The organism is Sphingobium sp. (genome assembly GCF_035511395.1).
Lineage (GTDB): Bacteria > Pseudomonadota > Alphaproteobacteria > Sphingomonadales > Sphingomonadaceae > Sphingobium.
Genome location: NZ_DATKFP010000089.1, coordinates 1 through 20751 on the forward strand (window position 1 = coordinate 1; position 20751 = coordinate 20751).

The following is a 20751-nucleotide window of genomic DNA, read 5'->3' on the forward strand; positions in this document are numbered from 1 at the left end:
CGCGGATGATCGCCTTGGCCACGCCCGCGCGCTCGCCCTCCGCCTGCGCCCTCGGCTGCGTGAAGCAGAAGCGGACATGGACATGATCCAGTTCGACCGGAGCCAGACAAGCCATCAACAGCGTTTCGGAAATGCCGGTGAAGCGCGTCCAGCTCTGCCCCGGACCCATGGTGTCGTAGCTGATCAGGCCATCCACCTCGCCCCATGGCGTGCCCATCTTCGCCTTGACGTCAGCGCCCCGGCCCCATTCGCCCCAACGCAGTTCGCCCAGCGGTACATTCGCCGTGCCATGGATGAAGCGGAAATGCGCGACGTCGACGCCATTTTCCGCCATATTCTGGATCGAACCCCAGACATTCCATTCATGCACTTCAAAATCGGTCCAGTCGGGATCGCTTGCCTCCGGCAAGACGGCGACGTCGAACAGCGGCGCCTCGTCTTCCGGATGATACCAGGCCCAGATCCAGCGATTGGCTTCGGTGATGTGCCAGTTGCGGGTGCATTTGCGCTTCACCTGCGGCGGGATGACGCGAGCATAGGGAATATCCTTCACCGCTGCCTCGTCACCATCATAGCGCCACGCATGAAAAGGGCATTCCAGCAGATTGCCATGCACCTTGCCGCCATGGCCCATATGCGCGCCCAGATGCTTGCAATAGGCGTCGAGCATGCGAACTCTGCCATCCTCGCCTCGCCAGATGGCCAGATCCTTGGAGAAATAGCGCAGCGGCTTCACCTCGCCCAACGCCAGTTCGGACGACAACAACACCGGATACCAGCCAAAGGGGATGCCGATGTCGAGATTGCGTTCCATGATGGAGGCACGGCCCTCGACCTCGGCTAGCCGCCAGTCGAGCAGATCCTGCCCGCGCAGTTTCTCAAGTATCTGCCAGACAGCAACGGGCGGCGTGCGCGCATCATTCGCGGCTTGCGGGTTGGTCATGGAAACTCTCCGTCCTGTTATTTGAGGTCAAAGACCTTGATGGCGTTCTCGCGCAGGAATTTCGGCCAGACCTGATCCTTGAAGGGCACATTCTCCATGTCGCTGAAGATACGCTCCAGACTGAGGCCCATGGGAAAATAGCCTGCATAGATGATCTTGTCGGCGCCGCGCGTATTGGCGTAGTCGATGATCGCCTTTGGATAATGTTTGGGCGCGAAGGCGCTGGTCGAATAATATAGGTTCGGCCATTTCAGCATCAGCTTGACTGCCAGAGCCTCCCATGGCTCGGCACCATGACGCATGACGATCTTCAGGTCCGGGAAGAACCAGCAGACCTCGTCCAGATGCTCGACCTTCTGCGTTTCCATCGGAATGCGTGGCCCCGGAATCCCCGCATTGAGGAGTACGGGCAGACCTAGTTCCGCCGCGCAGGCATAGAGAGGGAACATATATTTATGATTGATCGCCACCTGCGGCAAAGTACCCGCCGGAAAGATGCTGATCGCCGACAGGCCTACCTCGGCATGGATGCGCTTGATGCGGCGTACTTCTTCCATCCCCCTGTTCGGATCGCAGGGCAAATCGAAGAAGAAGCGGTCGCCGAACATTTCCTTGGCGCGATAGGATGTCGCATTGTCGTTCCAGCCAACCAGTGCCTTGTCGATATTGTGCTGATCCATCTGCTCGACGGTCCAGGCGACGAAATCATCGGTCTTGCCGGTCTGCGGAATGTCCTTGAACATATATTGGGCCGGCATGGCAAATTGTTGCAGCGTCTGCTGGTCCTTGATCAGCGGGCGGAACGGCGCGAACCATTCCGAACGATCCTCCGCTTCCGGAATGCCGAGCATGCAGTCGATGATCTTTATGTCCTTGGGAAATCCCATGGAAACTCTCCCGTTCAGTTATTCGCAGCCAGTTGCGGCCACAGCGCACGCAGCGCGATCTTGTCGATTTTCTCGGCGTGGTTGCGCGGCAGAGGCTCGCGCGAGAAGGCGACCAGAACAGGCGCCTTGTAAGGGGCGAGGCGCCCGGCCACCCAGTCTATAATGGTCCGCGCGTCCAGTCCATCGGCCTGCACGACGGCCACCAGCGCTTCACCCAGCCGATCGTCGGCGATTCCGAAGGTCGCGCATTCGGTGATCTGGGGCATTTCGCTGAGCACCCGCTCGACTTCGGCGCAATAGATATTCTCGCCGCCGGAAATCACCATGTCCTTGGCCCGATCGACGATGAAGATATAGCCGTCCTCATCCTGATATCCGATGTCGCCGGTGCGCAGCCATCCGTCCGGCGTGAAAGTCCTGGCGGTATCCTCCGGCCGGTTCCAATAGCCGCTCATGACCATGGCGCTGCGTACGACGATCTCGCCGGTTTCATTCGGGCCGCAAAGATTGCCGTCCGCGCCCTCAATCCGCAGATCGACCAGCGGCAGCACGCGCCCGGCCGACGCTCGCCGCGCCAGGAAATCCTTTCCCACGGCCTGCGCGATCGCACCCGATGTCTCGGTCATGCCATAACCGACCCCCATCAGCGCCTGGGGACAGAGCGCCTGCACTTCTTCCAGCAGGTTGAGCGGCAGCGCCTGCCCGCCCGATCCGATATTGCGCAAGGAACTCAGATCCGCATCGGTCAGTCGCGCCCTATGCACCATGTCCCATAGCATGGTCGGCACGGTCGCCAATTGCGTAACCCGCTCCCGCTCGATCAGGCCGACTGCCTCTTCAGCATCCCAGCGCCGCATGATTACGATTTTCCCGCCCGACAAAAACGGCGCGAGAAAGCCCGATCCCAGACCTGAAATATGGAAGAGCGGCGACACCAGCAAAATGGCCTGAGTCGGAACCTGCGCGATCATGGTTTCGACCGGCACACCATATTCGCGCGCCATATTGTGCAGCACCATCGACCCTGTGAGCTGCGTGCCGAGCAGGCCGGTGATCAGGCTGCGATGGGACAAAACGCCCCCCTTGACCCTGCCGGTCGTGCCGGAGGTGAAGAGTATGGCGCACGGGTCGGTCGGACTGGCGGCCAGACCATCATGCGAGGCAATGCCGCGATCCTCCAATGGCCGGGCCAGGTCGATCAGCGGCCCTTCATAGCCCCCTTCGCGCAGCAAGGCCGCTCGATCCGTATCGGCCAGGACCAGCGCGGGCGTGACTTCGTCCACCATCGCCGCCAGTTCAGTGGGCGATCCACGGCTGTTGAGCAGAGCTGCGATCCCGCCCAGCTTAACTACCGCAAGGAAGGCGGCCATCCATTCGGCCCGGTTGCGCAGACAGATAGCGACGCGATCGCCACGCTTGATAGCGAGATGCGCCGCCAGCCGATCGCGCCAGGCGAACATCTCCGCAAAGCTCAGCCGACGTTCCCCCAGCGGCCCGTCGAAATCGACGACACAGCTGCGCTCGTCAAAGCGTCGCGCGCTTTCGATCAACTGGTTGAGATCAGTTGGCGCGTTGACGAAAAAACGCAGCCCTTCCTGCTCGCCGATCTCGAACGGCGTGCCCGGCGCCGTGACCGCCGCGAAAACCGGATCAATCCTGCCCATTGCTCAATACACCGTGGCGCGATGTCTGCCGACCGGGGCCATCGCGTGCGAACCCGCCTCCATGCTCCCGCTAAGCCCAATGACCGACGTCAATCCCGACATCCCGCTTCCCTCGATTCGTTGTCCTGTTCTCCCGACCAACTCTATTCCTCATATCGCGTATTTCAACTACATATTTTTTCCGCATATAAAAAACGTCGACGAGAAAGGATTTCAGCCCGGAAAGGCGGTCAATTAAATGTATATTTCTCAGTTATATATGAACGATTAAATTAGAAATGTCGCGACCGTTCATGCGACGAAAGACCATCCATAACGTCAGACGTTCCTTATAGATTCGTATTTTTATGATTTACAAATTCCGCATTTTTCGAAATCCTAATAGCCGAGCCGCGGATGAAAAAGGCACGCGGATTTCAGATTTGGAGAGGTGGAAGTCGGATGATCCAGGATTTCGAGGGGCGTGTCGCGATCGTTACCGGCGGCAGCGACGGCATCGGCCTCGCAACTGCCGCCCTGATAGCGCGGCGCGGCGCGCAAGTGGTGATTTGCGGGCGCCGCCTTCCGCTGCTCGACAGTGCGCGCACGAAGATCGAAGCGGAGGGCGGACGTGTCGAGAGCGTCCAGCTCGACGTAGCCGACACCGGCTCCCTCGCGACCATGATCGAGGATGTAGCGCGAAATCACGGCCGGCTCGACATGCTGGTAAACAACGCCATGGCGACGCATTACGCGCCTATCAGCAGATTGACGCTCGACCATTGGCGCAAGGATTTTGCCGTCAACGCCGATGCCGCATTCGTCAGCACAAAGGCCGCGATGGAGGTCATGGCGAAAGCAGGCAAAGGCTCGATCGTCAATATCGCCTCAACATGCGGCATTCGCGCTACCGTCAACATGGCAAGCTATTCCGCGTCAAAAGCAGCATTGCTGCATTTCACTGCAGTCGCCGCGATGGAGGGCGCCCCGATGGGCATTCGCGTCAATGCCATCATTCCCGGACAAGTGCAGACTGCGGGAACAGAGGAATTCGCCGCACGCGCGCCCGAAATAGCGGCCCGGACGACGGATGCCATTCCCATGAGACGAGGCGGCCTGCCGGAGGAGCTGGCCCAAGCCATCGTGTTCATGCTGTCCGACGCGGCCAGCTACATCACCGGCGCGGCCCTGCCGGTCGACGGCGGCAAGGCGGCACAGCTCTACATGCCCGAATGAGCACGTAACACGGAATTTTTGTCGATATTTTCAAGGGCAACATTGTTTATGAAGCGGTTGAATGGCTCATTTGCGTATTCATAATTGACATTTATTCCGCATATGTTCATTTTGAGAATCAGAAAAAGATCATGGGGAGAAACAGGATGCCGAAAAGCTACGCACACCCGGTATTTCAGCTACTGATCGGCGCGAGCGGTCTCGCGATGGCGGGCCAGGCATTGGCCCAGACGAGCGCCGCGCCGGCCCAGCCGGGACTGGATGAAATCATCGTGACAGCGCAGAAGCGCACGCAAAATCTGCAGGACGTGCCGATTGCCATCAGCGCCATCAGTTCCGAAAAGGTCGAGCAGCTGGGCATTAAGGATAGTCGCGACCTGAGCGGCCTTGCCCCCAATGTCGTGATCACCCAGGGCACGGTCAGCAACAGTGCCGCCGTCTTTTCCATGCGCGGCATTTCCAACGGCGGCAGCGAAAGCTTCGGCGTCGACGCCGCAAACGGTCTCTATGTCGACGGCGTCTACATCGCACGCGGCGGCGCAATGGGCCTCAGCGTCATGGATATCGAGCGGGTGGAAGTGCTGCGCGGGCCGCAGGGCACGCTGTTCGGCCGCAATACGACCGGCGGGGCAATGCACTTCATCTCACGTTCTCCTTCCTCGACCTTCCGCCTGAAAGCGGAGGCAGGCTATGGCAATTTCAATGCCTGGAATGGGAAGATCACGCTTGATCCGGGCGAAATCGCGGGCATCTCAACCAGCTTTTCCTACAGCCACAGCGAACGTAACGGGCTGGTCGACAATATTCTGCAACCGCGCGATTCCAAGGATCCCGGCGCCCGCAAGTCCGATGCATTCCGGGCCGCGGCGAGGATCGAGCTGGGCGGATCAGGCAGCATCCAATATGTCTTCGACTGGAATCGCATCAACGGCACACCCCTGCCCTTCATCCTGACCAACGTATCGGACGGCACATACCACCCGCCGATCCTGATCAACGGCCAGCCGGTACTGGTGACACAACAGGCTCCGGTCGCCCAATATCTGGCAGGTGCAACCTTCGCCAACCCCGAATGCGCCGCACTCGCGGTTGCTGATCGCACATACCGCCACCAGGTGTGCAACAACATATTGAGCAGCGCGCTGGACAAGAGCTGGGGTCATAATCTTCAGGTCCAGAACGATTTTGGCGGGTTCAAGGTGAAGTCGACGACCGGTTATCGCTTCTGGAATAGCGATTATGTGACGGATCTGGACGGTATCGGCGCGATCACCGGCCCGGCATTTTCCAATGCCACGCTGTTCAACGGGATGCCAGCGTCGCTACTGCAATATATTCCATCGATCCCGGCCAGTGCCCGACCGTTCATTGCAGCCGCCGCCGTCCCCAGGATCACGCAGGATCTGTTCGACATCGACAATAGCCGCCGTCACAAGCAGTTCAGCCAGGAGATCGAAATTTCGGGCGATACGAGCACGCTCGACTGGGTCGTTGGCGGTTTCTATTTCTGGGAAAAGGGGTCTGAGGACGGCTATCAGAACAGCGGGTTTGTCCTCGACACCAACGCCATCTTCCTCGCCAATTTCGGCGCGCTGGGGCCGAGCTTCGCCGCTGCCAATCCGGCGCGCTATCGACTGGTCCAGACGCTCGCTCGCCTCGCCTACAGCACGACCAGCGAAAGCACGGCTGTCTATGGCCAGGCCACATTCTATCCCGGCGGGCGCGACAGCGGCCTGCGCCTGACGGCGGGCGGGCGCTACACCTGGGACGCCAAGCGGATGGTCCGTTTCCAGAACGGGGCCGCACCTCTGGCCGTGCCCGAAGCGGGCGATGCCAGGTTCAGCAAGTTCACCTGGAATCTGATGGCGGGCTACGATGTCGCAGATGGCATCAACCTTTATGCACGGGCGGCGACAGGTTATCGCTCGGGCGGCTTCAACTCGCAGGATCCGGCCATCACCGGCACCAACCAACTCGGCAGTTTCAGGCCGGAGAAGGTGACATCCTATGAAATCGGGCTGAAGAGCGAGCTGTTCAATCGCCGGCTTCGTTTCAACGTGGCCGCGTACCACAATATCTATGACGATCTCGCGGTTCTTGGCCCGGTGACGAATGCCCCGGTAGGAACTTTCGCGACCCGGATCATCAATGCGGGCAAGGTCGAGTATAATGGCTTCGAAGTCGAAACGCAGGCCATTATCAGCGACAATTTCTCGCTGGACGGCAGCCTTGGCTATATCGACATCAAGTATAAGGAGTTCCTTGCGGGCCAGTCCCCGACCGCAGGCGCCCCGCCCGTCAACATCGCGTCGATCGTGACGCCGGGCTTCACCTCACCGTTGACCGCCAATGTCGCGCTCAACGCACAATTCCCCCTGAATTGGGGTAATGCGACCCTGCGCGGCCGCATCGGCTATACCCATGAGGATGGGAAATATAATTTCAGCAGTTCGGTCGGATCGCCATTCAATGAACAGCTCAAGGGCGACGATATCGATCTGGTCGATGCCCAGATCGGTATCGATGGCATTCCTCTGGGCGGCGGCGAGGGCGAAGTCCGACTGTGGGTCAAGAACCTCACCAACGCCAAGGATTTCGTACGCAGCATCGACTATGGCCAGCTTGGCTTTGGCGGCGGCTATTATGCCGAACCCCGGACCTACGGCGTCACTGTCGGAGTAAAATTCTGACGCAAGCGGCGGAGTGAGGGAGAGGCTTCTTTCCTTCGCTCCGCCCCAAGCAATAAGCTCTACCCCGCGAGATTCCGTTTCACATAGCATCGCGACCAACCATGTCATAGCCCATATCGACCAATCCGTGCGTCCAAGTCTGACCCCAAGAGGCAGCTTGGTCTACGAAACCCAGTTAAGTGCAAACCATTCGTCCTGAGTAACCATTGAGCGAAATCAAAATGCCGTGTCGAAGGATCAAGCACTGCGCCCATGTTTCTATACGGGTCTTCGACTGCGCTCAGACATACCCAGCACGAACAGAATTGCGCTGATTCAATGGACGCTGTTGCCTAAACCGGCGCTGTGGACTCTGGGCGTCGTTTGCGGGGGGGGGGGTGTACGGACGGGAATTGAAGGGTGTCAGAACTGGCTTGGGTAGTATGGGGCGGCGCCCTTTGGTTGATTTGGGTAGATGGCGGACTGACTTCTTCTGACATCCCAGCGAAGGCTGGGATGTCAGGCCACGTAGCGCTTCATCTCCCGAAACCCAGCGTTCAATGGGGTGACTGCTGAGTTAAGTGGCTGCATCGCAGGCGATGGAACGCAGCGCCCAAACCGCTGCGACTAACGCGCTCCGCGCGTAAGTCTCGCTGCCCAATGATGTCACGCCGCGAGCAATCGCACCAAAGGAGCCCCATATTCGACCAGCGCGCCCGGTTCCGCCAGCACTTCAGTGACGAGAGCCGGCTGATCGGCGCAGAGGTCGATCGGTTCGCCGAGTAGTTCGATCCGCGCCACCGCATCGCCCGCCACCACGGTGCTACCCACTGACAGGGCAGACACGAAGGAGGCGATATGCGGCGCGGAGACGAGCTGTTCCACCTTCTCCGTCTCCATCGGAGCAGCGGCTGACGGCGCAGCGGCCGCCTCTGCGACGACCTGCGCGTGGAGCGGGTTGGCGCCGCCGCCGGGGCGGGCGACGAACAGCTCATAATCGCCGGAACGCAGATGGATGTCGGCATAGCCGGACTGGCGGAACAGGCGCAGCAGGGCGCGCGTGTCTGTAACGATATCGGTCATGCAGCTTCCCCCAGCAGGGCGAGCAGCGCGGGCAGCACCGGTTCGGTCACGATGGTCCGCACCCCCTGCGCGCGCGCGATGCGAGCGGTGTCGGGGTTGGCGAGGGTGGCGCCGCGCGCCGCAGCAGCGCCCTGGAGCAGCGCGGGCAGTTCATCCGGCTCGCCGCCCGACCAGAGCGCGTCGATATCGACCATGCCGTCAATGCCCACTGCATCGGCGGGGCGCAGGACGCGTACCGGGCTGCGATCGCGCGCCCAGTCGATCAGCTGGGCAAGCCGGGCGTCGCCGGCCTCGTCGGGCATTTCCACCGGCAGTTCGCCGGCATAGACACGGCCCGTCTCACCATCGACGGTGACGAGGGCGCCGGGCTGCGGCCCCTTCCCATCACCTACGCCGACCACGCAGGGGCGGCCGAGCGCGCGGCTGACGACGGCGGCGTGGGAGGTGGAACCGCCCTGCTCCGTCACCACCGCCTTCGCAGCGATCATGCCATGGATATCGTCGGGACTGGTGGTGGCGCGGACCAGAATGACCGCTTCTCCGGCAGCGGCGCGGCGCTCCGCCTCGTCGGGGTCAGTGACGACGGTACCGCAGGCGACGCCGGGACAGGCCCCCTCCCCCTGCGCGACGATGGCGGCATCCTGCGCGCCGGCGCCGAGGCGCGGCAGCAGGAGCGCGCGCACCTGTTCCGGGCTGACGCGGGCCAGCGCCTGATCGACGTCGATCAATCCTTCGCCAACCATCTCCACCGCCGCGCGCACCGCCGCGTCGGGGGCGCGCTTGGCCGAGCGGGCCTGAAGCAGATAGAGGGTGCCGCTCTGCACTGTAAATTCGATATCCTGAATGTCGCAATGCTCTCGCTCCAGCCGGGATGAGGCGTCGAGCAGGGCGGCATGGGCCGCCGGATCGAGATCGTGCATGGCGTCGAGGCCGAGCGGCGTGAACTTGCCCGACACGACATCCTCCCCCTGTGCGCGGGGCAGATATTCGCCGTAGGGCAATGCTTCGCCAGTCAACGGATTGCGGCTGAAGAGGACACCCGTGCCGCTGCGATCGTCCAGATTACCGAACACCATCGCCTGAATGGTGACGGCGGTGCCCATATCGTGCGGGATATTGTTATGCTCTCGATATTTCTTGGCGCGGCGGGTGTTCCAGCTGTCGAACACGGCGCGGATGGCGCCGGTCAGGCATTCTCTGGGTGAGGCCGGAACGGCCACGGCCGCGCGCCATTCCTCTGGAGTGCCACCATGCTCCAGTTCGACCGGCATCTTCAGCACGATCGAGGCGTAGAGTTCGAGGAAGCGGCGATGCGTGTCGCGGGCGAAATCCGGCAGGCCGGATTCGGCGGCGAGCGCGCTTTCGGCTGCATCGTCGATGCCGAGGTTCAGCACAGTATCCATCATGCCGGGCATGGAAATGGCGGCGCCCGAACGGACTGAGAGGAGCAGCGGCTTTTCGGCGCCGCCGAAGCTGCGGCCGGTCGCGTCGTTGAGCCAAACGAGGCCGGCTTCGATCTCCGCCTCCAATCCCTCGGGGAAATCGCCCTGCGCCAGATAGGCGTTGCAGGCGGCGGTCGTGATGACGAAGGCTGGCGGGACCGGCAGATCCATCCCCCTCATCCGCGCGATCGACCAGGCCTTCCCTCCGATCAGGCTGCGGTCGGGCAGCGTCGTGCCGTCCAGGCGGACGGTCCAGTTGGATGACATCAGATTATTCCTCCCGGACCCGGCCCATGATGCGGAGCAGATCCTCGTGCAGTTCGAACCAAACGGTGTGGTAGCTGTCGCGGCGAATGTCGCTGACCCATTCATGCTCGCCATCTTCGGCGGCTTCGAGGGCGGCGAGCAGCTTTTCGGCGTAGAAATTCATGCGCGGCCATCCCCTGGACAGGGCGACCAGGATCGGTTCGACCTGCTCATGCACTTCGCCGAGGCGGTCGATCACCGCTTCGTCATGGGCGCGGTCGCTATGGTCGTTGGCGACCTTGTTGCCGCCGACGCTGATCGTCTGCCAGTCGGTGATGACCTGCTTGAGGTTCTTGTTTACCCGTTCGAAGGCGAGATAGGCATTCTCGAACGCCTTGTCCTCGCGCAGATGGGCGAAATGCAGGCCGTAGCGCGCCTCCAGGGCCACACGGGTCAGCGGCGCGAGGATGAAGGCGTCGCCGGTATCGACCACCCGACCGGTCGCCACCGCGTCGGCCAGCAGGGTCGATACGCGCGGTTCGGGCAGGCCGACCAGCGCGGCGATGGCGGCGGTGCCGGCGTGGCGCTTGATGGCGACGCCATGAAAAACCAGGTCGCGCTCGTCTATTTTTGCGGCATCAATCATGCGGCGGCCTCCTCTTTGACGAGGCGCCAGATGCGGCCGACGCGCTCCACGCCCTGCTGATAATCCTCGGTGGTCTTGGCGGCCGCCGTTGCCTCGATTGTCACCGTATCGCCATCGGCGATGCCGGCGATCTTCGCATTCATTAGGCAGGGGATATTATACTCGCGGGTCAGGATGCCGAGATGCGACCGCACCGTGCCGCCAGCGCAGATGACGCCGGTAAATTGCTCGATGATTGGCGCGGTCAGCGTGCCGCCGCTGTCGTCGATGACGGCGATGATGCCGGGCGGGACGCCGTTGGTCAGATAATCGAGTACGCGCTCATTGGTGCGGATGAAGCGGGCGATGCCGGTGACATCGGCGTCATGGCGCACGACATTGTCACCCACGCCGGCGAGCGCCCGGCCCATGTCGTCCGGCTCCCCCTGTGGCGCGTCGGGGTGGGAGAAGCTTTCGTCTACCTGATCGCCGTCGCCGCGCGATTTATAGATGTCGGGGCGTTCCGCGACGGAAATGCCGGCCGACCAGTCGAAGCGATGGCCGGTGGCGAGCAGCCGCCGTTCCACATCCTCCATATCAGCCTTGGTCAGGGTCGAGCCGCTGGTGCGAAAGGCATCCCAGTCCTGACCCGATTGCGCGAAGCGTGTCCGCAGCCTTTCCCGCACTAGGCTCAAAGTCGCCTCCACCAGCGGCGAAGCCGGCGGGCGTCCTTTCTGCGCGGTGTCGATGGGCAAGTTCGCCCCCATGCCTCTCTCCTGTGCTTTTACCCGAGTCTGCGCTCGTCCTCTGATGTGCCGGGTCGTGACTTGGCTGTCAAGCATCTGACAGATGAAATCGTCGGACGATATTGACGGCAAACTCCGACTCATTTAGCGTGGCCGCAAAGAAGCAAGTCCGGGAGAGAATGTGTGACCGCCAAGTCCAATCCGCGCATATTGATCGTTAATGACGATGGCATCGACGCGCCGGGCATCCTGCTGCTGGAAGAAGTGGTGCGTCGCTATAGTGACGATGTGTGGGTCGTGGCCCCGGATGAGGAACGGTCGGGCGCGGGGCATAGCCTCTCCCTCTCCTACCCGATCCGGGTGAAACAGCGCGACGAACGGCATTTCGCGGTGAAGGGCACGCCGACAGACTGTGCGCTGCTGGGCGTCTATGAGCTACTGGGCGACAAAAAGCCCGACCTGCTGCTGTCGGGCATCAATCGCGGGCCGAACCTGGCGGAGGATATCACCTATTCCGGCACCGCGTCGGCGGCGATCGAGGGAGCGATGCTGGGCATCCCGTCCATCGCGCTCAGCCAGATATGGAGTTACCAGACGCCGGTGCATTGGGACACGGCACGCCATTATACCGCGCAGATATTGCCCAAGCTGCTGGAGCTGGAATGGAAACAGGGCAGTTTCGTCAACGTCAATTTCCCCCATTGCCCGCTGGATCAGGTAACGGGCGTGCGCGTCACTACTCAGGGGATGCGACCACCCGGCTCCTTCAGGCCGATGGGCCGTGTGGATGAGCGGCATGTGCCCTACTACTGGATCAAGATCGCTTTCCCGGACGGCGGCGCGGCCGAGGGAAACGACCTCGCGGCCGCGCGCGACAATGCAGTGTCGATCACGCCGATGCAGTTGGACATGACGGCGCACGATCAGTTGTCGGGGTTCCGCACGCTGTTCGAGACGGAGCCGGTGCGGGCATGAACGCGCCGGCCACGATCGGCACGACCGAGAAGGTCGCCGACGCCATCCGATCCGGCATCCGCACCGGCCAGTTCGTGCCGGGGCAGCATCTGGTCGAAGCGGAACTGACGCTGAGGCTGGGGATCAGCCGGTCATCGCTGCGGGAAGCGCTGCGCCATCTGTCGGGGGACGGCATCGTTGCCATCCACCGCTATCGCGGCGCGCATATCAATCGCCTCTCCCGGCGGGAGGTGCGCGACTTGCTGGAGGTGCTGGAACAGCTGGTGCGGTTGGCGGCGCGGCTGGGCGCAGCGTCGGGCCATGCCAATCGCAGCCTGATGGACGCCGCGCTGGAGGCGGCGCGGCGGCATGACGAGGATGGCGACCATCGAACCTATATCGCGGTGCGGCAGGCCTTTTATGACTGTCTGTTCGAAGTGGCGGGCAATCAGGAACTGCCGCGGGTGACGCCGCTGCGCCGGGCCGACCTGTTCCGCGCGCAGATACGCCCCTACCAGACGCGCGCTCAGCAGGATTCGCATACGGAAGGCTATCGGGCGATCGCACAGACCGTGAATGATGGCGACGTCGAGGCAGCGGAAGCGGCGGTGGCAGCGCTGTTCGCGCAGACGCATATGATGGTAGATGACCTGCCAGATCTGGCGTTTGAGATGGATTGAATATCTTCTCCATCTTTCTTCGCAGCGCGCACTTTAAGAAGCTAGGATCGTCACAGCGCTCAGGCCATCTTCCACGCCGTAGAAGCCGCCGCTATTTTCCGCGAGGGCGATGCGGGCGCCTTTTACCTGACGCTTGCCGGCGGTGCCGCGCAGCTGGGTGACGAGTTCGTGAATCTGGCCCAGCCCCGTCGCGCCCAGCGGATGGCCTTTCGATACCAGACCGCCGGACACATTGACGGGCACGCGGCCGCCCAGCGCGGTGGCGCCGGCTTCTGCGTCATGGCCCGCCTGCCCCGGCGCGCAAAGGCCGAGCGCTTCGACCTGGACGATCTCGCCCGAGGAGCTGGCGTCATGGACTTCGGCGACATGGACGTCTTGCGGGCCGATGCCGGCCTTTTCATAGGCGCGGACGGACACGATGCGGGTGACATGGGCCGCATAGTCGTCGGGTGCGCGGTCGGTGCCGCTCTGCGATTCGGTCGCCAGCACGCGCACCGGTCGCGCCTGCGGAAAGCGGCTGAGCAGGTCGCCGACGCACAATATAGCCGCCGCCGCGCCGTCGCTGATCGGGGCGCACATGGGGACGGTCAGCGGCCAGCTGACATTGGGGGCGGCCAGCACATCCTCGATGCTCATCGCGTTCTGATATTGCGAGAGCGGGTTATATTGCGAGTGGCCATGGTTCTTGGCGGAGACGGCCGCGATCTGGCGCTGGGTCGTGCCATAGGTCGCCATGTAGAGCCGGGCCTGCGCGGCATAGGCGTCCATCATGATATTGGGTCCGGGGCCGTCCAGTCCCTCCGGCGCGGGGGCGAGCATGCCCTGCGTCGATGTGATATAGCGTTGCGCTTCCACGGCATCCAAAGGCTGCTGGAAGACGGCGAAGCGCTTTTCGCGGTCGCTACTGTAGAGTTTTTCCACGCCGACGACGAGCGCCACATCGGTCAGGCCGGCGCGGATATAATCGGCCGCGATATGCAGGCCGATCGTCGCGCTGGCGCAGGCGGCCTCCACATGCAGCACGCGCACGCCCTGTATGCCCAGTGGACGCAGCGCATATTCGCCGGGGATCGACATTTCGCCGGCGAAGAAGCCCTGCACGACATTGGCGTAGATCGCCATGCCAAGGTCGCTGGCCTTCGCGCCGGCATCGGCCAGCACTTGCGTGACGGCCTGTTGCGCCAGGTCGCTATGGGTGCGGTCGAGATGACGGCCGAAGGGCGTCATGCCGACGCCGATGATATGGACGTCGCGCATCAGATTTTCCTCCCTGCCTCTTCCCAATAGGGCTTGCGCAATTCCGCGCGTGAAACTTTGCCCGCATTGGTGCGGGGCAGCTGGCGGACAATCTCGATCCGCTTGGGCGTCTTGACCGCGCCCAGCGCTTCGCGGGCGAAGGCGATCAACGTCGCTTCCTGCGGCGCATGGCCGGGGCGCGGTTCAACGAAGGCGATCACCGCCTCCCCCCATTTCTCATCCGGGATGCCGACGACCGCGCAATCCTGCACCGCGTCATGAGCGAGCAGCGCCTTTTCGACCTCCGCCGGATAGACGTTGAAGCCGCCGGAGATGATCATGTCCTTTTTGCGGTCCACGACATAGAACCAGCCATCCGCATCGCGCAGGCCGATGTCGCCGGTGTGGTGCCAGCCATAAGCGGAGACTTCCGCAGTCGCTTCCGGGTTCTTGTAATAGCCCCCCATCACCAGTGGCCCGCGTACGACGATCTCGCCGCGCTCGCCTGGTGGCAGGATGTTGCCGTCATCGTCCATGATCTCCACGATGGAGAGCAGGTTCGGGCGGCCGCAACTGCCCGGATGGGCGAGTTCGCCCGCTTTGTTCAGATGTTCGTGCGGGGGCATGGCGGTGACGCACATCGGCGCTTCGGTCTGGCCGAAGCTGGCGTTCATGACCGGGCCGAAGATTTCTATCGCCTCCTTGAGGCGATCGAGCGACATGGGCGCGCCGGCATAGCTGATATATTGGAGGCTGGAGAAATCCGCGTCGCGCACGCCCGAATGGGACAGCAGCATGTAGATCGCTGTGGGCGGCAGGAACATGTAGGTGACGCGATGTTTTTCGATCGCCTCGATCACCGGACCGGGATCGAATTTAGGCAGGATGACGACGGTGCCACCCAGCGCCATGCTGGCCAGAGCGAGCGGGCCAGCGGCGTGGGTCATGGGGGCTGCGACCATGTTCACCGGCGGCGTGGTCATCGGCATGGACGCGACCAGGCTGGACACGAGCGCCTGCCAGTTGCCGTTGGTCAGCATCACGCCTTTGGACCGGCCCGTTGTGCCGCCGGTATTGGCAAGAAAGCCCAGTTCCTGCGGGTCGCCGGGGCGGCGTTGCGGGACTGGCGGGGCGTCAGGATCAGCCCGGTCCTCAAGGTAGAAATCCGCCTCGGCGAAGGGACGATCCAGCGCGATATAGCGGCGGATATTCGGGCATTCGGCGCGGAAGGTCGCGATCCGGTCCGCTACTTCGGAATGGACGAAGAGCGTGTCGATATCGAGCAGGTCGAACAGATAGGCGTTTTCGCCTGTGCTGGCGCGGTTGTTGGCCATCGCCCAGACTCCGTCCGCGCGCAGGATGCCCAGCACCGCTTCGAACGCAACCATGGCGTTGCCGCTCAGCACGGCGCCATGGGCGCCGGGCGCGAAGCCATCCGCGATCAGCAGCGCCGCGATGGCGTTCACGCGGGTTGCGACCTGCGCATAGCTTTTCTGTATGCCCCCCTCGATCATGCAAGGGCGGTCATGGGCGATGCGCAAGCCGCGATCGAAATAGTCGATCATTCGCATGGCGTTACCGCCGTAGAGTCAGGTCGAGCGCGCTGGACTTGATCTGGACCAGAGGTGCGTTGGCCATCTTCACCAGCTTCTGCACCTGCACCAGTTCGGGCGACGACAGCGTGGGATAATCCCGCGCGACCGGGCCAGCCTTGCGCATCTTCTCAATGTCGGACGCGGGGACCAGCGCGCGCAGGATCAGTTCGTCGTCATCGTCGCCAGTGCCATGGCGGCGACGTAGTTCGGCAAGGTCTGGCTGTTCAGGCGGGTGGGCCAGGATTTCCTTCGCGCGCGGCTTCGCCATGATCTGGTCCATGACGTGGGCGTCGATCGGCGCCACCGGATCGCCATAATAGCCCGCCGCGTACTGGATCACTTCGTCCGGAACGACCGAATAGCGCTTGCCGGTGACGATGTTGAGCACGGCGAGCGTACCGACCAGCTGGGCAAAGGGCGTGGCCATGCCGGGATAGCCGAGTTCGCGGCGGACGGTGGCGACTTCGGCCAGCACGGCGGGCAGCTTGTCGAGCATATTCTGCTGCACCAGTTGCGCGCGCAGCGTGCCCATCATGCCGCCGGGAATCTGGTGCTTCAGTGCGGTGACGTCATATTCGAAGAACTGGTTGACCAGGAAACCGGCCGCCTTGCCCACCCGTTCGAAATGGTCGGCAACGGGCTTCAGCTTCGATGTGTCGATATTATGGGTGTGGCCCATCATCTCGACATTCTTCGTCATGATCTCGATCGACGGGATCGATGGACCATTGGCCATCGGGCGGACGGCGGTGTGCAAAACGGTCACGCCGAACTCGATCGCGTCCATATAGGTCTTGGCCGACTGACCGAGCATATTGTTGGCGTGCATCTCGATCGGCTTGCCGCGCGATTTGGCCACGATGGCCGGCACGAGCGTCGAGATGCGGTCGCGATCCAGCACGCCACCGGTGTCGTAGAGCAGCAGGCTGTCGACTTCGGGCAGCGCAGACAGCTTGTCCGCCTTGTCGGCATAATAGTCGTCGGTGTGGACCGGTGACAAAGTGAAGAGCATCGTGCCCGCCACTTGGCAATTGTGGGTCTTTGCGATCTTCGCGAGGCGGTGCATCTTGTCGATGTTGAAGAGGACGTCGTACAGCCAGAAGCTGCGGATGCCATGGGCGCAGAGGCGATCCACCCACAGGTCCATGAGGACGTCAGGGGTAAAGCCGAAGGTTACGGACCCGTTGGAGCGGCAGCCCGCGCGCAGCGGCGTATTGGGCATGGAGCCGATAAGGAGGTCGAGGCCCGCCCAGGGATCTTCCTGGCAATGGCGAGTCAGCACTTCGAACAGGGAAGAACCGGCGAGGCTGATGATATTATAGCCGGTCTGGTCGATGATCGGCGTCACCGGCAGCGCCATGCCGGCCTGCATCCGCATACCCCACAAGCTCTGCTGCCCGTCGCGCATGGTTTCGTCGAGGAAGGTGATATGGGCCATACCAGTTACTCCTGTGGCGTGCCGTCGGCGAGCAGCACCTGCTCCAGCCAGCGTGTGTGGATGCGGTTTTCGATAAAGTCGGGATGGCGCACGATTGCGCGGTGCAGGCCGATCGTCGTCGGTACCCCCTCCACCTTGAAAGCATCGAGCGCATCGGTCAGTTTCGCCACCGCGTCGGCGCGGTCGCTGCCATGGACGATCAGCTTGCCGATCATGCTGTCATAGAAGGGCGGGATCATCGCGCCTTCCGACATATGGCTGTCGAGGCGGATGCCATCCCCCTGCGGCACCTGCCAGCCGGTGATGCGGCCGGGGACGGGAATGAAGCCCTTGCCCACATCCTCGGCATTGATGCGGCATTCGATGGCGTGGCCGGTGACGCGGACTTTGTCCTGCGTCACCGACAGCGGCGACCCGCCGGCTATGCGTATCTGCTCCTGCACCAGGTCGAAGCCTGTGATCATCTCGCTTACCGGGTGCTCAACCTGGATGCGGGCGTTGACCTCGATGAAATAGACTTCCTCGCGAGCGACGTCGTAAAGAAACTCCGCCGTACCGGCATTGCGATACTGGACGCTGGAGGCGAGGGCTACTGCGGCTTTATGGAGTTGCTTGCGCACGCGATCGGGCATGGCCGTGCAGGGTGCTTCCTCCACCAGTTTCTGGTAACGGCGCTGGACCGAGCAGTCGCGTTCGCCGAAATGCACGACCTTGCCGGTGCCGTCGCCCATCAGTTGCACCTCCACATGGCGGGCTTCGGGGACGAAGCGCTCCATGAACAGGCGGCCGTCGTTGAAAGCGGCAAGGGCTTCGGCGCTGGCCTTGTGGAAGCCGGCTTCGACCTCTTGCGGGTTGTTGGCGATCACCATGCCGCGCCCGCCGCCGCCCGCTGAAGCCTTGAGCAACACCGGATAGCCGATACGGTCGGCTTCGCGGCGGGCGTCGGCGGCGCTGGCAATTTCCCCGCTGCCCGGCACCAGCGGCACGCCTGCCGCCTTGGCCATGGCACGGGCCTGCAACTTGTCGCCCAGCGCATCGATCATGTCGGGTTCCGGGCCGACGAAGGCGATGCCATGCTCAGCGCAAAGGCGCGGCAGGATGGCGCGCTCGGAGAGGAAGCCATAGCCCGGGTGCAGCGCGTCGCAGCCAGCGGATTTCGCGGCATGAACGACGAGGCGCGGATCGAGATACGATTTCGCCGCCGGGCCAGGGCCGAGGACTAGCGCGCGGTCGGCGAGCTTTGCGGCGGCGCTGCCTCGGTCGGCATCGGAAATGCCGACCACGGTTTCGGCATTCAGACCCTGCGCCGCGCGCACGATCCGCAACGCAATTTCGCCCCGGTTGGCGATGAAGAGGCGGTTGACGGCCATCGTCGTTACCCCGGGATCACGGCGAAGAGCGGCTGGTCCGCCTCCACCATCGCGCCATCGGTGGCGAGGATGGCGTAGACCGTACCGGACAGCCCCGCGCGAACGGCGGTAAAGAGCTTCATCACCTCGACAAGGCACATTTCCGTGTCGTCGGTGACGACTGACCCGACATCGACATAGACCGGCGAACCGGGCTTGGGCGAGCGGTAGAAAGTACCGAGATAAGGCGCGCGGACGATGATCGCATTGTCCGGCAGATCGGACGGCGCAGTGGCTGACACCGTCGCGGACGCTGGCGCCGATGCCGCAGCCGGCGTCGTTGCCGCAGCAGCAGCGGCCGGTGCGATCGGTTCCACCCGCACGGCAAGGGCCTGCGCCCCCAATCCCGAAGCCGACGGATCGGTCGACAGATAGATTTCGACATTCCCTGCCCGCACATGCAGTTCGCGCATGCCCGAGGACTGGAAATCGGCGATCAGCGCCTCGATATCCGCAAGCGATCCGTCCTGTTTTGGCCCGGTCATGCCTTTGTCTCCCGTAAGGCTTCTATCTGGTCGCGCGTCAGCCCAGCGCCCCTGCCCTTCAGCAGCCGCGACTGTTCCTGTTCAAGGGCATAGAGCGCCTCGACCTCTGCACTGGCAGGCTCGCGCCGCACGCTGCTGTCGCACAGGAAACGATAGGGATGTTGCATCTGCGCCGGGCGGAAGGTCGATGCGCGCGCATTATAGTCCGCGAGGGTCAGCGCCCCCGCGCTCGTCACATAGCGATCGACCTTCTCGGTCAGATGAGAGATGCCGGGCGCCACATGCGCTTCGCTGGCGGCCCCCTCCCCGTTTAGCACAGCATGGGGGATGTGCGAGATGTAGCGGGCCGGGCGGCCATTATGCATCATCATCGCATAGTCATGCAGCTGCTGGCTGGGCAGGTCGACCAGCCCCACCAGCTCGCCCAGGAAATCGCGGCCGAATTCGTCGTTCAGCAGCGGCCGGAAGCGATCTGCCCGCTCGTCGATCTTCATCCAGTCATCGACATCATAGACGCCCGCGACATGGGCGAAATCCTTGATGAGGCTGAAATAGACCAGCGCGCCGGCATCCATCATCTGGTCGCGCGACCAGCCGGCCATATTCTTCCACAGTTCGACGGTCGCGGTGCGGAAGGTTTCGGTCAGTGTCTCGAACGTCTCCGCCAGCTCCTCCGCCGATCCCATGCCGACCGGCACGTAATTTTCAGTCAGAGCGTCGGAAGTGTAGAGGCCCACGCCGGTCAGTTTCTCGGCGGTAAATTCGGGCTTCGATTCAAAGCTGCCCCAATCGTCCATCAGATAGAAGTGGCAATCGGTCGCCTCCATGGTGACGGTAAGGTTCGGATAGGGAATGGCGTCGGCCACGCCGTCCAGCCAGGGATAATCGCCCTGCGCCAGATCGGAGAAATCGCGCACGATCATCTCGCGATTGTCGGCCAGCTTGTAGGGGCCGCTATTGTTGAGCGTGCAGCGGCTCTCGCAGGACACAAGAAAGCCATATTGGGAGATGGTGGCGAGGAAACTCTGCGACGCCTTGTGCAGGCGATCGCCGCTCGAACAGGCGTGCAGATCGGCATGGAAGCGCTGTATGCGACGTTCGGGCAGCAACTGCACCCGCTGGCCATATTCGCGCGCATTCAGATGTCCGTCCTCACGCTGTTGCGCCAGTTTGAAGCGGCGCCAGAAATCCATGACATAGGCGACATCCTCGGCATCGTCGGCCGGGGTCTGGAGACCCATGTTGATGAGGATTTCGCGCCCCAGCAGGAAAAAGGTGGGGAGGCCCCAACCGGGCAGGTTGCCGAACTTGCCACCCATGGCGCGCGCCCGGTCGCCAATCTCCTCGGCCTTCATCTTCGCCTCGATCTTTCGCAGCAAGGCCGGGTAGCGATAATAGCAGCAGAGATAGGAGAGCAGCATATAGGAAGGGACG

Annotated in this window: 17 protein-coding genes; 4 read left to right on the plus strand and 13 right to left on the minus strand. The window is 62.7% G+C overall.

What is annotated here, in order from left to right; all coding sequences use genetic code 11:
- The 3 genes from VMR39_RS05225 to VMR39_RS05235 form a co-directional block, all read right to left on the minus strand.
- Positions 1-943, minus strand: a 943-nt coding sequence (locus VMR39_RS05225; protein ID WP_325414946.1) for a Rieske 2Fe-2S domain-containing protein, incomplete at its 3' end; no start/stop codon positions are given.
- Positions 944-960: 17 nt separating this feature from the next.
- Complete coding sequence (locus VMR39_RS05230; RefSeq protein WP_325414947.1) at positions 961-1830, minus strand: amidohydrolase family protein; 870 nt, start codon at positions 1828-1830, stop codon at positions 961-963.
- Positions 1831-1844: 14 nt separating this feature from the next.
- Entirely contained in the window at positions 1845-3494 is a 1650-nt protein-coding gene (locus VMR39_RS05235; protein ID WP_325414948.1) for a class I adenylate-forming enzyme family protein, read from the minus strand.
- A gap of 441 nt (positions 3495-3935) precedes the next feature.
- On the opposite strand from VMR39_RS05235, the gene VMR39_RS05240 reads away from it, so the two are divergent.
- Positions 3936-4709: an SDR family NAD(P)-dependent oxidoreductase gene (locus VMR39_RS05240; RefSeq protein ID WP_325414949.1), complete on the plus strand. Its 774-nt coding sequence runs from the start codon at positions 3936-3938 to the stop codon at positions 4707-4709.
- Between the two features lie 146 nt (positions 4710-4855).
- Entirely contained in the window at positions 4856-7399 is a 2544-nt protein-coding gene (locus VMR39_RS05245) for a TonB-dependent receptor (protein ID WP_325414950.1), read from the plus strand.
- Between the two features lie 645 nt (positions 7400-8044).
- On the opposite strand, the gene VMR39_RS05250 is transcribed toward VMR39_RS05245, so the two are convergent.
- From VMR39_RS05250 to VMR39_RS05265, 4 genes are read right to left on the minus strand one after another with little or no spacing between them, the layout of a single operon-like run.
- Entirely contained in the window at positions 8045-8461 is a 417-nt protein-coding gene (locus VMR39_RS05250; RefSeq protein ID WP_325414951.1) for a hypothetical protein, read from the minus strand.
- The gene (locus VMR39_RS05255; RefSeq protein WP_325414952.1) at positions 8458-10170 is read right to left on the minus strand and encodes a pyruvate, phosphate dikinase; all 1713 of its coding nucleotides are present in this window, start codon (positions 10168-10170) and stop codon (positions 8458-8460) included. Before VMR39_RS05255 ends, VMR39_RS05250 begins: the two co-directional genes overlap by 4 nt.
- Before the next feature lie 4 nt (positions 10171-10174).
- Positions 10175-10795, minus strand: a complete 621-nt coding sequence (locus VMR39_RS05260) for a hypothetical protein (RefSeq protein WP_325414953.1) — start codon at positions 10793-10795, stop codon at positions 10175-10177.
- The gene (locus tag VMR39_RS05265; protein ID WP_325414954.1) at positions 10792-11541 is read right to left on the minus strand and encodes a PEP-utilizing enzyme; all 750 of its coding nucleotides are present in this window, start codon (positions 11539-11541) and stop codon (positions 10792-10794) included. The genes VMR39_RS05260 and VMR39_RS05265 overlap by 4 nt, the downstream gene beginning before the upstream one ends.
- A gap of 162 nt (positions 11542-11703) precedes the next feature.
- Between VMR39_RS05265 and surE the strand changes: the two genes are divergently transcribed.
- Complete coding sequence (gene surE, locus VMR39_RS05270) at positions 11704-12495, plus strand: 5'/3'-nucleotidase SurE (protein WP_325414955.1); 792 nt, start codon at positions 11704-11706, stop codon at positions 12493-12495.
- Complete coding sequence (locus VMR39_RS05275; RefSeq protein WP_325414956.1) at positions 12492-13154, plus strand: GntR family transcriptional regulator; 663 nt, start codon at positions 12492-12494, stop codon at positions 13152-13154. The genes surE and VMR39_RS05275 overlap by 4 nt, the downstream gene beginning before the upstream one ends.
- 33 nt (positions 13155-13187) lie before the next feature.
- Here VMR39_RS05275 and VMR39_RS05280 read toward each other — a convergent pair whose 3' ends face one another.
- The 6 genes from VMR39_RS05280 to VMR39_RS05305 all read right to left on the minus strand — a co-directional run.
- Positions 13188-14411, minus strand: a complete 1224-nt coding sequence (locus tag VMR39_RS05280) for a thiolase family protein (RefSeq protein WP_325414957.1) — start codon at positions 14409-14411, stop codon at positions 13188-13190.
- Positions 14411-15961, minus strand: a complete 1551-nt coding sequence (locus tag VMR39_RS05285) for a class I adenylate-forming enzyme family protein (protein ID WP_325414958.1) — start codon at positions 15959-15961, stop codon at positions 14411-14413. Before VMR39_RS05285 ends, VMR39_RS05280 begins: the two co-directional genes overlap by 1 nt.
- A gap of 4 nt (positions 15962-15965) precedes the next feature.
- Positions 15966-17423: a pyruvate carboxylase gene (locus VMR39_RS05290; RefSeq protein WP_325414959.1), complete on the minus strand. Its 1458-nt coding sequence runs from the start codon at positions 17421-17423 to the stop codon at positions 15966-15968.
- Positions 17424-17428: 5 nt separating this feature from the next.
- The gene (locus tag VMR39_RS05295) at positions 17429-18793 is read right to left on the minus strand and encodes an acetyl-CoA carboxylase biotin carboxylase subunit (RefSeq protein WP_325414960.1); all 1365 of its coding nucleotides are present in this window, start codon (positions 18791-18793) and stop codon (positions 17429-17431) included.
- A gap of 5 nt (positions 18794-18798) precedes the next feature.
- Positions 18799-19317, minus strand: coding sequence for an acetyl-CoA carboxylase biotin carboxyl carrier protein (locus VMR39_RS05300; protein WP_325414961.1), 519 nt, complete (start codon positions 19315-19317; stop codon positions 18799-18801).
- The coding region (locus VMR39_RS05305; protein ID WP_325414962.1) for a hypothetical protein at positions 19314-20751 on the minus strand (1438 nt) is incomplete at its 5' end. The genes VMR39_RS05305 and VMR39_RS05300, both read right to left, overlap by 4 nt.

Excerpts from the sequence above, each read along its gene's own strand:
- VMR39_RS05275 (WP_325414956.1), top strand. The coding sequence starts at position 12,492 with ATGAACGCGCCGGCCACGATCGGCACGACCGAGAAGGTCGCCGACGCC.
- VMR39_RS05295 (WP_325414960.1), bottom strand. The coding sequence starts at position 18,793 with ATGGCCGTCAACCGCCTCTTCATCGCCAACCGGGGCGAAATTGCGTTG.
- VMR39_RS05260 (WP_325414953.1), bottom strand. The coding sequence starts at position 10,795 with ATGATTGATGCCGCAAAAATAGACGAGCGCGACCTGGTTTTTCATGGC.
- VMR39_RS05250 (WP_325414951.1), bottom strand. The coding sequence starts at position 8,461 with ATGACCGATATCGTTACAGACACGCGCGCCCTGCTGCGCCTGTTCCGC.
- VMR39_RS05300 (WP_325414961.1), bottom strand. The coding sequence starts at position 19,317 with ATGACCGGGCCAAAACAGGACGGATCGCTTGCGGATATCGAGGCGCTG.
- VMR39_RS05235 (WP_325414948.1), bottom strand. The coding sequence starts at position 3,494 with ATGGGCAGGATTGATCCGGTTTTCGCGGCGGTCACGGCGCCGGGCACG.
- VMR39_RS05240 (WP_325414949.1), top strand. The coding sequence starts at position 3,936 with ATGATCCAGGATTTCGAGGGGCGTGTCGCGATCGTTACCGGCGGCAGC.
- VMR39_RS05290 (WP_325414959.1), bottom strand. The coding sequence starts at position 17,423 with ATGGCCCATATCACCTTCCTCGACGAAACCATGCGCGACGGGCAGCAG.
- VMR39_RS05265 (WP_325414954.1), bottom strand. The coding sequence starts at position 11,541 with ATGGGGGCGAACTTGCCCATCGACACCGCGCAGAAAGGACGCCCGCCG.
- VMR39_RS05285 (WP_325414958.1), bottom strand. The coding sequence starts at position 15,961 with ATGCGAATGATCGACTATTTCGATCGCGGCTTGCGCATCGCCCATGAC.
- VMR39_RS05245 (WP_325414950.1), top strand. The coding sequence starts at position 4,856 with ATGCCGAAAAGCTACGCACACCCGGTATTTCAGCTACTGATCGGCGCG.
- VMR39_RS05230 (WP_325414947.1), bottom strand. The coding sequence starts at position 1,830 with ATGGGATTTCCCAAGGACATAAAGATCATCGACTGCATGCTCGGCATT.
- VMR39_RS05255 (WP_325414952.1), bottom strand. The coding sequence starts at position 10,170 with ATGTCATCCAACTGGACCGTCCGCCTGGACGGCACGACGCTGCCCGAC.
- VMR39_RS05280 (WP_325414957.1), bottom strand. The coding sequence starts at position 14,411 with ATGCGCGACGTCCATATCATCGGCGTCGGCATGACGCCCTTCGGCCGT.